The organism is Ruminiclostridium sufflavum DSM 19573 (assembly GCF_003208175.1).
In the GTDB taxonomy this organism is placed as follows: domain Bacteria; phylum Bacillota; class Clostridia; order Acetivibrionales; family DSM-1351; genus Ruminiclostridium; species Ruminiclostridium sufflavum.
Genome location: NZ_QKMR01000007.1, coordinates 177,742 through 191,030 on the forward strand (window position 1 = coordinate 177,742; position 13,289 = coordinate 191,030).

14 protein-coding genes and 1 pseudogene are annotated in these 13,289 nt (G+C 38.4%); 2 read left to right on the forward strand and 13 right to left on the reverse strand.

Going from position 1 to position 13,289, the window contains the following annotated elements:
- Nucleotides 1-48 precede the first annotated feature (48 nt).
- Both spoVG and purR read right to left on the reverse strand, forming a co-directional pair.
- A complete protein-coding gene (gene spoVG, locus LY28_RS07995) occupies nt 49-300 on the reverse strand; it encodes a septation regulator SpoVG (RefSeq protein ID WP_110461649.1) in 252 nt (83 codons plus the stop codon).
- A gap of 129 nt (nt 301-429) precedes the next feature.
- Nucleotides 430-1,245: a pur operon repressor gene (gene purR / locus LY28_RS08000; RefSeq protein WP_110461650.1), complete on the reverse strand. Its 816-nt coding sequence runs from the start codon at nt 1,243-1,245 to the stop codon at nt 430-432.
- Between the two features lie 351 nt (nt 1,246-1,596).
- Between purR and murC the strand changes: the two genes are divergently transcribed.
- Nucleotides 1,597-3,000 carry a UDP-N-acetylmuramate--L-alanine ligase gene (gene murC / locus LY28_RS08005; RefSeq protein ID WP_110461651.1) on the forward strand — a complete coding sequence of 468 codons (1,404 nt, stop codon included), beginning with the start codon at nt 1,597-1,599 and terminating at the stop codon, nt 2,998-3,000.
- Nucleotides 3,001-3,084: 84 nt separating this feature from the next.
- Here the strand turns inward: murC and fabZ are convergent, their stop codons facing one another.
- From fabZ to LY28_RS08045, 9 genes and pseudogenes are all read right to left on the reverse strand, one after another.
- Nucleotides 3,085-3,513, reverse strand: coding sequence for a 3-hydroxyacyl-ACP dehydratase FabZ (fabZ, locus tag LY28_RS08010; protein ID WP_110461652.1), 429 nt, complete (start codon nt 3,511-3,513; stop codon nt 3,085-3,087).
- A gap of 289 nt (nt 3,514-3,802) precedes the next feature.
- Nucleotides 3,803-4,951 (reverse strand): phosphodiester glycosidase family protein, encoded by a 1,149-nt coding sequence (locus LY28_RS08015; protein ID WP_110461653.1) that lies wholly within the window; start codon nt 4,949-4,951, stop codon nt 3,803-3,805.
- A complete protein-coding gene (locus tag LY28_RS08020; RefSeq protein WP_110461654.1) occupies nt 4,938-5,330 on the reverse strand; it encodes a rod-binding protein in 393 nt (130 codons plus the stop codon). The genes LY28_RS08015 and LY28_RS08020 overlap by 14 nt, the downstream gene beginning before the upstream one ends.
- Nucleotides 5,331-5,339: 9 nt before the next feature.
- Nucleotides 5,340-6,152, reverse strand: coding sequence for a flagellar basal-body rod protein FlgG (gene flgG / locus LY28_RS08025; protein WP_110461655.1), 813 nt, complete (start codon nt 6,150-6,152; stop codon nt 5,340-5,342).
- A 56-nt stretch (nt 6,153-6,208) separates the two neighbouring features.
- Entirely contained in the window at nt 6,209-7,012 is an 804-nt protein-coding gene (locus tag LY28_RS08030; RefSeq protein ID WP_110461656.1) for a flagellar hook-basal body protein, read from the reverse strand.
- A gap of 97 nt (nt 7,013-7,109) precedes the next feature.
- Nucleotides 7,110-8,147: a rod shape-determining protein gene (mreB, locus tag LY28_RS08035; protein ID WP_110461657.1), complete on the reverse strand. Its 1,038-nt coding sequence runs from the start codon at nt 8,145-8,147 to the stop codon at nt 7,110-7,112.
- A gap of 392 nt (nt 8,148-8,539) precedes the next feature.
- Nucleotides 8,540-8,686 (reverse strand): annotated as a pseudogene (locus tag LY28_RS08040) (sporulation transcriptional regulator SpoIIID); the annotation flags it as partial.
- Between the two features lie 75 nt (nt 8,687-8,761).
- On the reverse strand, nt 8,762-8,905 hold the full coding sequence (locus tag LY28_RS19095) for a hypothetical protein (RefSeq protein ID WP_165835522.1): 144 nt from the start codon (nt 8,903-8,905) through the stop codon (nt 8,762-8,764).
- Nucleotides 8,906-8,935: 30 nt separating this feature from the next.
- Nucleotides 8,936-9,712 (reverse strand): SDR family NAD(P)-dependent oxidoreductase, encoded by a 777-nt coding sequence (locus tag LY28_RS08045; RefSeq protein ID WP_207658067.1) that lies wholly within the window; start codon nt 9,710-9,712, stop codon nt 8,936-8,938.
- Between the two features lie 745 nt (nt 9,713-10,457).
- On the opposite strand from LY28_RS08045, the gene LY28_RS08050 reads away from it, so the two are divergent.
- Nucleotides 10,458-10,955 carry an amidase domain-containing protein gene (locus LY28_RS08050; RefSeq protein ID WP_110461658.1) on the forward strand — a complete coding sequence of 166 codons (498 nt, stop codon included), beginning with the start codon at nt 10,458-10,460 and terminating at the stop codon, nt 10,953-10,955.
- A gap of 134 nt (nt 10,956-11,089) precedes the next feature.
- Here the strand turns inward: LY28_RS08050 and LY28_RS08055 are convergent, their stop codons facing one another.
- Complete coding sequence (locus tag LY28_RS08055; protein WP_242981187.1) at nt 11,090-12,619, reverse strand: recombinase family protein; 1,530 nt, start codon at nt 12,617-12,619, stop codon at nt 11,090-11,092.
- 14 nt (nt 12,620-12,633) lie between these two features.
- Nucleotides 12,634-12,780 carry a hypothetical protein gene (locus LY28_RS19100; protein WP_165835523.1) on the reverse strand — a complete coding sequence of 49 codons (147 nt, stop codon included), beginning with the start codon at nt 12,778-12,780 and terminating at the stop codon, nt 12,634-12,636.
- Between the last annotated feature and the right edge of the window lie 509 nt (nt 12,781-13,289).

Genomic DNA, 13,289 nt, shown 5'->3' on the forward strand with positions numbered 1-13,289 from the left:
AATAGCTTTCCCAAAACTTTTCAATTCTTTCCTAAATTCCTGATTCTTTTATAAGTTTTCATAGCTTGCTAATATAGCATTTTGAAGCTTTTCTCTCGCTTGTGCATTGATTGGATGTGCAATATCCCTGAACTCGCCATCAGGTGTTTTCCTGCTTGGCATAGCCATAAACAAACCGTTCTGGCTTTCAATGATTTTAATGTCATGCACAACGAACTCATTGTCAAACGTTACTGATACAACTGCTTTCATCTTTCCTTCTGTTTCAATCTTCCTAATTCTAATGTCTGTAATTTCCATAATGGCAAACCTCCAAGAAATATTATGTGATTATATCTAATATTCGCCAATTATGCCGACATTCCTTCTTTTTGACGTAATTTTTTACAATTTATTTATAACTGACAAACTTTTTAAGAAGAATTTTGTTTATTTACTGGGTTTAATGTCAATTTCTGTATTTTCTTGTAATTCCAAACACGAGTTTAATGTAACCAATGAATAATAATTCCCAACCAGTTTCTTTTCCGGTTGATTAGTTTCAATAAGAACTCCGATTCCAACTACTTCGCTTTCAAATTGGTTTGCCATTTCAATAATTCCCTTTGATGTTCCTCCGCCCTTCATAAAATCATCAATAAACAAAATTTTCGAGTTCTTCTTTAGTGACTTGACAGGCAGCACCATGGTTTGTATTTTTTTTGATGAACCAGAAAGATAGTTTATATTAACGGATGCCCCGTCAGTAGCAACATTGTAGTGTCTGACAATAACCAGCGGAACATCCAGATATTGAGCTGTCGCAAAAGCAAGAGGTATTCCTTTAGTCTCAACAGTTATCACATAATCCAATTCCAAATCACAGAATTTGCTTGCAAATATCATAGCTATCTTATTTACCCATTCCGGATTATAAATAATATCAAGAATATAGATATATCCTCCCGGCAAAACTCTGTCCTGATTTGATAATTCTCTGGAAAGCTCATCAAGCGTTAACTGAATATCCTTTTCATTCATAAAAGGAACATACTTAACTCCTCCTGAAGCACCTGAAATTGTAATTATATTTCCCAAAGAATTTTTTTGAAAAGTTTTTTGTAAAAAATCTAAATCTTCACTGATAGTGGATTTCGCCGAACCGAACATTCCGGAAAAATATCCCAAGGTAAAAATTCTGTTGGGATTATCACACAAGGTTTTCATTATTATCGTAAGTCTTTCATTTCGTTGGATCTTGTCCATTTTATCTCCCCACATATATAGTTTGCATTTTATACAATGTCTGCCCCTTACACAACACATTCTTATCTGAACAGCTGCCTTGCGCCAGATCAAGACTTTCTCCGGACGCACTTAAATTTTTCAGCCAGCCCATACTATTATATAATAATTTCCGAATAATTACACTCAAATTCAAATTATTATTCGGAAATTTATACTTTATAGACTTGAATATATTTGCCGATATATTTTCATATAATATATAAGTATATGGCTATAGGTCTTCTTTTCCTAATACCTTTTACATTTCTAAGAAAATAATGTATTATTTTTATGTTAAATATAATTGAAATAAATAGAGGAGTGTTTTCTTTGAATAATAAATCAAATTTTTTAGAATCAGAAAAGATTAACAATGTGCATTTTATTGGAATCGGCGGCTCCAGCATGAGCGGTCTTGCTGAAATCCTGCTAAGTCAAGGTTATTTCGTTTCAGGTTCAGATATAAAGGCATCAAAAGCAACACAAAAGCTTGAAAGTAAAGGCGCCCGTATTTTTATAGGGCACAGTCTTGAGAATATTACAAATCAGGATCTTGTTGTTTATACGGTTGCAGTAAAGGAAGACAATGCCGAAATGATTCGTGCCCGGCAATTAAATATACCCGTAATAGACCGTGCAGAGCTTCTGGGGCTCTTAATGAAGAAATATTCCTTCGGAATAGCAATAGCCGGTACACACGGAAAAACTACCACAACCTCTATGATAACAGCAATAATGCTTAAGGCTGATACTGACCCCACTGTTCATATAGGAGGAGAGCTTGACTGCATAGGAGGCAATACAAGAATAGGTGAATCAGATTTTTTTATAACCGAGGCCTGTGAATATTATGGCAGCTTTTTAAAATTCTATCCTTTTATGGATGTGGTATTAAATATTGAATTAGACCACGTTGATTATTTCCGGGATTTGGCTCATATTAAGTCAACCTTTGAGCAATTTGTATCTTTAGTTCCTTCAGCCGGCTATATTGTGGCATGTGCAGATGATGAAAGCACTCTTTCAGTGATTAAAGACAAAAATTGCAATATAATCACATACGGACTGAAAAACCCAGCTGCTATCTGGACCGCAAAAAATATACATTATAACGATATGGGCTGCAGCTCCTTCGATGTTTATAAAGAAGGTGAAAGGCTGGGTACTGTTTCCCTTTCAGTCCCCGGCAGACACAACGTCAGCAATTCACTGGCAGCTATCGCAGCCTGTCATACCTGCGGATGCAGTATTGATGATATAATTTCCGGTCTTCTTACTTTCGGCGGCAGCCATAAGCGTTTTGAATTAAAAGGGTTAGTTGACGATATTAAAGTGATAGACGACTACGCTCATCATCCCTCCGAGGTTCGGGCAACTCTCGGTGCAGCAAAAAATACCGGGCATAAAAAACTGTGGTGTGTTTTTCAGCCTCATACCTATACCAGAACGAAGGCTTTTCTGGAGATGTTCTCTAACTCCTTCAGCGATGCCGACAATATTATAATTACCGACATTTACGCCGCCCGCGAAAAAGACCCGGGAGATATTCATTCAAGCATACTGGCGGAAAAGATTCGCCAGCATGGGGGAAATGCAATATACATCAGTGACTTTCAAGATATCGCCCGGTATCTCGATAAAAATGCCGAACCGGGTGATTTAATTTTGACAATGGGTGCCGGAGATATAGTCAGAGTAGGTGAAATGTTTATTAATATCAGAGGAAATAAATAGCAATTCAAATTCACTTTAAAAGCATACCTGATAAATTTTTTGTCAAAAATGCGGCTGTTGCAAAGCATATTATATATCAAGCAATTATACTTTTGTCATTGCAAATTTAATCTCTCCCTCAGCTGCAATTTTACCATCAACAGAAGCTTTAACTCTTGCTTTTGTAACCCCCATTTTTGACAGCAGTATGTCAGCCTCCAGAGTTAATACATCACCGGGCATGACCTGATTTTTAAATTTTATATTATCTATACCTGCAAAAACCCCAAGCTTTCCTTTATTCCCTTCCAATACAGCCACCGCTATTCCGGCTGTCTGAGCCAGTGCCTCAACAATAAGCACTCCCGGCATTATCGGATAACCCGGAAAATGTCCTTGAAAAAAAGGTTCATTTGCGGATACATTTTTAATTCCGACTGCTCTTTTACCTGACTCCAATTCTATAACCTTATCAACAAGCAAAAATGGATACCTGTGCGGCAATATGTCTCTGATTTCTTTATTTGTAAGCATTGTGTCCCCTATTTCCAATATGCCGTACCTTTGAGTACTGCATATTACAATATATTTTTATTTATTTTTCTGAATTACCCTTTGTGCCGGTTTTTTAGTTCTAAAGGTCAAAACAAATTCAAACCCAAACTGCGCTCGAAATTAGCTTAAAAGCTTAATTTGCCTATACAAATACCGCCGCGAAGGCTTGAACCGCAATTGACTTTAGTAATCAAAGAAGCTGCCGGCACAGGAAATTAAATTATAATCAGGTAATATATTCTACTAAACATATAAAAATCCTCCTTTATCACTGCTTTAACTTTAAAATAAATGCCCCTGCAACCGGCCTTTCAATTCCTCTATAAGAAGGCTTGTTTTTTAAAACCCCACCCGCATACATTTGCGAGGTCGCTCCTCCATCCAGCATTGCAGCATTTTTTATTCCGATAGAGATCAAATAGTCAGCAAGCTCCTTCCCTGTAAAGCCTGTACTGTAACCCGGTTGCCTGCCATCAACAACAATCAGCACGACTCTTCCGTCTTCCTTTATTCCGATGGCTGTTCTGGGATCACGGTTCTGCAGGGTGCCAATCCACCTGTACTCGTCCGGCACCACTGACATACCGTTTTCCACCAGCATACAGCCGCACTCATAGGCATCATATGCACCTTCTATTTTAGGCTCCATTTCAATATTTATTTCATCTCCTGATTTTATACCCAGCCTGTCCGGCAAGGATGAGCTTTTCCCAAAAAAGCTCAACAGGAGGCTGTCTTTTTTTATCGTCACTTCCTGCTGTGTATCCCTGATTATGGAGGTTACGACGCCATTCTCAATTCTGACAGATGTGTTTTTAATACTTGCTCTGTTTGTGGAGCCATACTCGTTTGTATATAATATAATATTTCCGTCCAGACCGGTGCGGTTCAGCTTGTTTATATAGGTTTTTTCACCCTGTGCATAGAAAGCCAGCTGAGAGAAAATTTTTTGAAAACTTACGCCCTTCTCATCAATTATCAGAATGGGGTCTGCACCGGTCGCATTGATTATCGGCTTCCCGTCAATAACCACCATTCCCACAGGGTCTCCAGATTCATAGAAAAATCCCCCGTTAATTGCCGCGTATGCCCCTGTTCTCATGCAAATTTCTGATAGCTTTTCATATCCAAATACATTGTCATATGAAAGGACAGGTTTAAATTCAATCCTATCATCAAGAGGATCAAATTCCAGCAAGAATATCTGCTGTTTTTGACCGTTTATAACAGCCGAAACATTCCTGTACTCAACAGGAAAAGGCCGTACCTCTTCTGCGGGAGTCTGCGGAGCTGTTTCGAAACCGGCTGCCTCTTCATTTCGGGGATAAAATAAAAATTGTCCGGCATAAAACAAAATGCAGGACAACATAAAAATTATACCAATAATTATAATCACCTTAGGATTATTTTTTTTCATCAATTACTCCTCCGGAAGTCTGGGCTGCAGACTCCTGCTTGCCATACTGCTTTGACATCTGCTTATACATCATGTCTCCAAGCCCTATGCCTCTTTGTGCTGCGATATCACACAGTTCGTCATCAAGCATTGAATTGTACATATCAGTAGCGGAATCGCTTGAAAAATAATCCGATTTTGGCACCGTAGCCCGCATTTGCTTGAACATCATTCTTAAAAATATACCCTCAAACTCATTGCAGACCTTTTTCAGTTCAGCATCCTCTCCGCTTTCCGCAGCAGCCTTTAGCCTTTTCTCGAAGTCCTCGTCGGCAGCTTTTGCTGATGTATTTTTCGCACTGTCATAATTATTTATAGAATTAACGTTTCCTACTTCCACTTATTTCACCTATTTCCTTAAATTATTGGCAATCTGAAGCATGTCATCGGAGGATTGTATTGCTTTGGAATTAACTTCATAAGCTCTTTGAGCAATTATTAACTTGACCATTTCATCAACAACCTGCACATTGGAAGACTCCAAGTAGCCTTGCTTCATTTTGCTTGAGCCTGTCTCATCTTCACTGGACTGTACCGGCTCACCGGCAGCCGAATTCTTTGTAAAGAGATTTCCTCCGACAGCCTCTAAAGCATACTTGTTAGGAAAATTCACCATACCTATTGACTGTCCCAAATCGACAGTTTCACCGTCAGAATTTATATAGCTCATAGCTCCCTGAGAGGTAACCACAAGCTTGGAAATATCAACATCCGTATCAAAGACTATCTCCTGCTCGGCATCATCTAAAACAGGATATCCTGCCGATGTAGTAAGTTTTCTGAGTCCATCCTCGGATACACTTATCTTAAATGAACCATCCTTGGTATATTGAATCGTATCATCAGAAGTTAATATGGTAAAAAAGCCCTCACCGTCAATAGCAAAATCCAAGCTCGAGCCTGTATTGTCAAGGTTGCCTTTGTCAAAATTCCTGACAGTAGCACTTACCTGAGTACCATGTCCAACCTGAAGATTCACCGGTTTCCCGCTGTCATTGAGCACATAGGCTCTCTCCATTGTCTGATACAATAAGTCATTAAATTCTGCTCTTTCCTTTTTATATCCGGTAGTATTCACGTTTGATAAATTATTTGAAATAACATCTACGTTGAACTGCTGGGCCTTCATTCCAGAACCCGCTGTCCATAATGCTCTCATCATAATTATTACCTCCAAAATAAAAAATTCAGTTCATTTGACTTTGCGGGCTGTATGAATTATCTGACAACGCCCACCTCAGTAACAGTCTTTTCCAGCGAACTGTCCTGTGCCTGAAGAACCTTCTGACTTGCTTCATAGGCTCTCATTACAGTAATCATATCAACCATCTCATCAACTACATTCACATTTGACTGTTCGGTATAGCCCTGTACAACACTTCCTGTAAAATCCACAGCTTCGCTGTCAGTATTCTGAATCAGATTATTGCCGAACTTTCTCAGCTTAGCGGCATCTGAAAACTGAGCAATGCGAAGCTTGTCCACAATCTCTCCATTTTGGAGTATCTCGCCCTTTTCATTCACTGTAAACTCAGCGCTTGAAAGCGTAACAGGTCCTTTTTCGCCCAGTACAAAATAGCCTTCTTTCGTAACAAGCTGATTATTTGCATTTATTGTAAAAGATCCATCCTTCGTGTAGTATTCATTGATAGAATTATTATTGCCGCCTTCATCCATAACACCTATTGTAAAAAATGCAGGACTGGTGTCTATATTTGAACCGTCATCCTTAATAGCAAAATCAAGTTTGCTTCCGGTCTGGGCTAACTGCCCCTGTGTGTAGTAAGTATATACCTCTCCCACATCACTACTCAGCTGCATGCTTCCAATATTGCCGGATGGATTCAAGGGACTTCTGGTGTCGTTAATTCTCTTTGTTAATACGGAGGGAAAGCTCTCAAAAACGACTGTATCCTTTTTGTATGCAGTTGTGTTAACATTTGCCATATTATTGGTTATAACATCAAGCTTTCGGGTATTTGCAAGCATACTCCATCCAGAAGTATATAATCCTCTAATCATAGGAAATCTCCTTGTTTAAATTCATTACTTCATATATCGGTATTTTTTAAATTTTACTTAACAAGTTATTGATTGGAGCCTGAAAAAAAGGACAGCCTTATAAAAAGCCGCCCTTATGTTTTCCGCCATTTGAAGATAATGCACTTTCTTCAATAGCCTCAATGTTATCCAAGGCTTTGCCTGTCCCAAGTGCAACGCAGGATATGGAATCATCCGCAATAATAACATTTATTCCCGTCTTTTCCTGAATCAGCTTGTCAAGTCCATAAATCAGGCTTGCCCCGCCTGTCATTACTATGCCCCTGTCGCTTATATCTGCGGCTAATTCCGGCGGTGTTCGTTCCAGAACCGAATGTACCGCCTCTACAATACTTGAAATAGGCTCTTCCAGTGCTTCCATCATCTCTGTAGAAGATATTGTGATAGTCTTCGGCAAGCCTGATATCAAGTTTCTTCCTCTTATATCCATTGTCACTTCCTGAACTCTTGGGTATACCGTTCCTATATTTATTTTCAAGTCTTCCGCTGTTCTTTCACCAATCATAATATTATGCTTTTTACGCATATATCTAACGATTGCCTCATCGAATTTGTCTCCCGCAACCTTAATGGATGTACTTACTACTGTACCCCCCAACGAAATTACAGCTATGTCGGTGGTCCCTCCGCCCATATCTACAACCATACTTCCGCATGCCTTGGCTATATCAATTCCTGCTCCTATTGCTGCGGCTATAGGCTCTTCTATCAAATATGTCTTTCTGGCTCCAGCCTGCATGGATGCATCTATTACAGCTCTTTTCTCAACCTCTGTAACACCGCTGGGAACACAAACCATTATTCTTGGTTTGAAAAACCTTCTGTTTCCTGTTGCCTTGTTTATAAAATACTTGAGCATACGCTCTGTAATGTCATAGTCAGATATTACTCCATCTCTAAGCGGCCTAATTGCAACAATATTTCCCGGTGTTCTTCCTAACATTCTTCTGGCCTCTTCACCTACTGCCAAAAGCTTATTAGTATTTTTATCAATTGCCACAACCGAAGGCTCTCTTAATACAATGCCTTTACCTTTAATATATACAAGCACTGAAGCTGTACCCAAATCAATACCGATGTCCTGTCCAAATCCCAAGATTAACAACTCCTTAATTCACTTTTTGATAATTCAACAGAATAAACGGATACTTACTGGGCAATTACTATCGGCTGAAGCCGATAGCAACCTACCCTAATATATCGTATGTCAATTTTTTAATCTTTACCAAGTTAAAATTATCTATTATTTATATTATCATATTCCATTAATTATGCAATATTTTTGTATACTTTCGATGCTTATTTACATATTTTAGCATTTACTAATTGTTTTTCTGCTAACTTACCGACAAAATCAAAGCATGTAAAATAATTTGACTGCAAAGCTTCCGGCTGTTTATATGCCTCAACCTCAAAAAAGCCGGGAAAACCGGCTTAATATTTATCCTTCAGTGTAATTATTTTTATTTAAACAGATAATATGTAATTTTATTTCGCCTGATACTTTGCTTTTGTGGCTTCTCCGCCACGTATATGCCTTTCAGCCTTATTCTCCTCAAGTATAACTCTTACATCACTTAAAAGTGAAGGATTGATTTTCTCTAGTCTTTCAGTTACATCCTTATGGACTGCAGTAACAAAATGGAAAGAAGCTATCGTCCGGTATCTCTGTATTTGCCCATTTGTGCTTCACTCTTATACCCTCGTTATTCAAAGCAAAAATATTTGTGCCTCTGTATTATATAATAACTCTTTAACCTGTTCCTTATCAAGCTTGATATAAAAATACTCCTTACCGGCAATTATTATTTTAATTCCTGCCAGAAAGGAGTATTTGCCTACTATAATATACAAGCTTATTTACATCCTCTTAAAATACTTAATTTATACAAGTGCTCCGCCGCCGTCTACAATTATGAACTGGCCCTGAACATAACTGGAACTGTCGCTGGAAAGATAAAGAACCGTTCCGTTTAATTCCCCTCTTTTTCCGGGTCGTCCTGCCGGATTCAGAGTATTATATTTGTTAAGAAATTCTTCTGATTTAAATAAGGTTTCACTAGTCATTTCGCTTTCAAAAAGAGCAGGTCCAATGGCATTCACAGTGATACCATATCTCGCGTAGGAAGCTGCCATACCTCTTGTCAAGCCAACTACCGCAGCTTTTGATGAATTATAGGAATGTCTGATAAATACATCGAATTTATCTGCAACTACTGCATTTACAGATGAGATATTAATAATTTTCCCATAGCCTCTTTCCTTCATTTGCGGAAGTACATATTTGCTTGCTAAAAAAATCCCTTTTACATTCGTATCAAAGGATTTATCCCAATCCTCCACCGACATGCTGTCCACTCCGCCACGAACGGCAATTCCCGCATTATTTAACAAAATATCAATGTGTCCGAAGTAATCAAGTACAGCTTGAATAGCAGTTTTTACACTTTCCTCATTTGTAACATCACATCCAACCGCAATTACCTTTCTGCCTTTTTTCTCAATTTCTGCCTTGACCTCGTTTAGCTTTTCTATTCGTCTTGCCAGCAAGGCAACATCTGCCCCGGCTTCTGCATATGCAAGCGCCGCATCTGCTCCAAGCCCTGAACTCGCTCCTGTTACCACAGCTACTTTGCCATTTAAGTTAAAAATATTTTCCATTTAATACACATCCTTTCTTTTATTAAGACAGCCTACAAATAATATTCCCAATTATTGAATTAAATACTGCTGTTACTGTTTTAAGAACCAGATATATCATATCCGGTACATAATAGCCTGAAAATAAAACCGGCAACTCTTGCTAATTCAACTTAGCTCCTAATCTCATTCCTCCTTAAAATAATTTTACCAAACCCAAGCCGGGTAAAAAATCCAGCCTAAAAGCCAATTCCATCTGAAAAGACAATTTGCAATCGTCCGAAGGCTCGAACTATAATTGGCTTTTAATAATTATACATCATTATCCCTTATTATGCACTATGAAAAAAAGATATTCAAGTCTTGAATAATCAGCATTTACAGCCATAAAATGTAGAATTATCTTAAAAATAGCACAACATATCTGTTTTTTGTATTATTCCCTTCCAATATATATATTTCCATATGCAAGCAAGCCTTTTTTTGCATTAAATCCACTTAGTAGGCACTATTCAGGATAAACACGCTTGGGATTTCAAAAGCATATAAAGGCTAACCTTGCCTTTATAGCTTATACATATACAATGCATAATTATACATTTTTTTATTATTCATAAGCTGCTTACACGATTCCTTTTCATTCTTTTTATATGCTTCTTGAGCTTACATATAAATGCTGCGGTGCAGCCTTCCAACCTATTGTTTTTTATTATTAAACGCATTGTCACACCTTCACTATCATACAATGTATAAGGGAGGTGCTTTAATGAGAACAAAACCATACAACAGGACAAATGCCGTTTTTTACGCACACAAGTGGGCCTTTGGTCGCAATCCACAATATTATGATTTTGAACACCTCGGAGGAGACTGTACAAACTTTGCCTCCCAGGTGCTGTATGCCGGAGCCGGTATCATGAACCCAACTCCTGACCTCGGCTGGTACTACTATAGCTTGGGCAACCGCACACCCTCATGGACAGGAGTTGAATTTCTTTACCGCTTCCTTGTGAACAATCGCGGAGTTGGTCCCGTTGCTGTGGAAACAGACATTTTACAGATGCTGCCCGGAGATATCGTTCAGCTTTCTTTTGACGGAGAGGTATTCAGGCATTCCCCCGTTATTGTTTCAGCCGGAATTTATCCGTCCCCCTCCAATATACTCATTGCCGCACATACACATGATGCCGATAATTATCCTTTGGATGGCTATTCATATTTGCGTGCACGCTTTTTGCACATCACACACGTGAATGTATGGTAACCCTTCCGCTGGCAGCAGCTTGACACAGCGACATGCCTCCGGCAGCTCCCTTTATATAATTATATAGTCAATTACTACCGGCATCTCAATATTATTTATATTACAGAGACGGCTTCAACCGTAATTGACTTTAGTCATAAATCAAGCTCCAGCTCCTTAAACAGCCTTAAATAAACTCTGATTTTACCGTCCCCGCTTACGACAATCTTATCTATTACTTTTTTCAGCATAGCATTATCAAGATTCTCTGTGCTTAATACATCGTTTACATTCCCGCAATACTTTTTTACTATTGTCTCAAGCCTGTCAAAGGTTGATGTGTTTCCTTTAATTGCCGACAGCTCGTTTTCAATTTTTCTGATTGCTATATTTAAATCAGAGGTTCTTTCTTTTAGTTCCTCAATGGTTATTATATCGGCTTCATACATTTTCGTCTGCTTATCCTTTGCTTTTTTAAGCCTGCTAAGTTCTTCCTCCAGCTGCTTTTCATCAAATTCATCAAAGCCCAATTTATATTTTCTTTTAAACTCATTAATTGTTTTTTCAAAAAGCTTTTCTTTTGATGTAATCACTTTGGATAAATAATCCTTAATCTCATCCAGCAGATCCTTCTCATCAACTAAAGTATCATTATTGCATGCACCGGCTCCATCTATATTTCTTTTCGAGCATACCCATTTAATATAGGTACTGCTTGTCCATTCCCTGGATATTCTCCTGAAGCTCCTTCCGCAGCAGCCGCATTTTATCAGGGTGCTGAAAGGGAACTTGTTAGAGTGCCTTTGCTCACCTGCTTTAAAAGCATCAATACGGGTCTTCAATAAGAGCTGTGCTTTCTCGAAATCCGGTTTGCTTATAATCGCCAGCTCCGGCTTGTCCGCGATATGCTGCTCCTCAATACTTGTTTTAATGCGTTTACCTGTCAAGAAATCTTCAACCTGCTCTTTTCCGTTTATTACCTTACCTATATAAATTTGATTTTTTAGAATCCTGCATATTGCCAGTTGGCTCCAATTGCAATTCCTTTTTGTCCTGATAAACTCTTTATTTAAAATATTGGCTATTTTATTAGCCCCATACCCTCCGTTTATGTATAAATCAAATATTCTCCTTACTACATCAGCTTCAAACGGGTTTACCCTTAAGTCAAAATAATTTCCTATTTCCTTGTCATATCCATATACCAGATTGGGTACGCGCCCCTTTTCAGCGTTCTTGCTTTTTCCGAATTTAACTCTTTTGGATAAATTCGAGCTTTCTTCCTGTGCAACCGCTGCAAGTATTGTCAGTGTTAATTCTCCGTCATTTGCAGACATATTTGCAGTTACAAACTGGCAATCAATGTTCAGCGCCTTCAGCCTTCTTATGCTTTGCAGGAAGTCAACCACATTTCTTGCCAAACGGGAAACATCCTTTACATATACTCTATCAAAAAGACCTCTTTCGGCATCCTGCATCATTCTATTAAACTGCTTCCTGTTTTTCAGCTTAGTGCCGCTTATTCCTTCATCCGCATAAAGACCGACCAGCTCATAACCCATTTTATCTGCGTATTCTTCGAAAAACTCCTTTTGTGTTCTAAGAGAAAGAAGCTGTTCATCCTTTTCTGTTGATACTCTGCAATATGCTGCAGCTCTTATCTTCTTTGTACCTGCTTTTATCATCAGAGTCGCTCTCCTCAGCTTATTTTACTGTGGGATTTGCTTGAAGCCATACTATTGCTTTCTATTTTATTTATAAGTGCTTGAGCAAGAAGTGACGGCAGAATCTTTTCAATATCCTCCTGTAAATTCGGGTCAATAAATTCAATACTGATTTTATTCATTTTAACTCCCCCTCTTAATCAGATATCATAATATATTCACATTAAATTTTACTATGCCTATTTTTTCACAGCACATCCATACACTTGAGCTGCTCCTTGCTGGAGAAGCTCAGGTATATGATCTATTGTGAAATACTTTCTTTTTGCCAATTCAAACTTTAATTATATTTCCTCGCAGGGTTTAACCTCATGGCTCCGCTCCGGTATCAACAGTAACCTATGCCAGGTATATTACCATTATCCATGTGCACCGCTAAAATGCAGTACTCTTTATAACATGGAACACAAGTATCTGTCGTTATATAATTGGCTGCATATGCCGTTACTTTATGCTGCTGTCAAATGTCTCAGCCGCTGCCCGTCTCACATTTAACTTCGAGCATATATTTCCTGAAGTTTGTCGTCTTTAATAAGGAAATATACAGCTTTACTACCCTTTGCTGTTGACGGAAGCCGGATACATCGATACAATATATTTGACGGCATATTTATGTTGTCAAGGTTCAAGG

Bases quoted from the DNA above. Each gene is read 5' to 3' on its own strand.
- LY28_RS08050 (WP_110461658.1), top strand. From the start codon at position 10,458: ATGAGAACAAAACCATACAACAGGACAAATGCCGTTTTTTACGCACAC.
- spoVG (WP_110461649.1), bottom strand. From the start codon at position 300: ATGGAAATTACAGACATTAGAATTAGGAAGATTGAAACAGAAGGAAAG.
- LY28_RS08045 (WP_207658067.1), bottom strand. From the start codon at position 9,712: ATGGAAAATATTTTTAACTTAAATGGCAAAGTAGCTGTGGTAACAGGA.
- LY28_RS19100 (WP_165835523.1), bottom strand. From the start codon at position 12,780: ATGAATAAAATCAGTATTGAATTTATTGACCCGAATTTACAGGAGGAT.
- fabZ (WP_110461652.1), bottom strand. From the start codon at position 3,513: ATGCTTACAAATAAAGAAATCAGAGACATATTGCCGCACAGGTATCCA.
- purR (WP_110461650.1), bottom strand. From the start codon at position 1,245: ATGGACAAGATCCAACGAAATGAAAGACTTACGATAATAATGAAAACC.
- flgG (WP_110461655.1), bottom strand. From the start codon at position 6,152: ATGATGAGAGCATTATGGACAGCGGGTTCTGGAATGAAGGCCCAGCAG.
- LY28_RS08055 (WP_242981187.1), bottom strand. From the start codon at position 12,619: ATGATAAAAGCAGGTACAAAGAAGATAAGAGCTGCAGCATATTGCAGA.
- LY28_RS08015 (WP_110461653.1), bottom strand. From the start codon at position 4,951: ATGAAAAAAAATAATCCTAAGGTGATTATAATTATTGGTATAATTTTT.
- LY28_RS08030 (WP_110461656.1), bottom strand. From the start codon at position 7,012: ATGATTAGAGGATTATATACTTCTGGATGGAGTATGCTTGCAAATACC.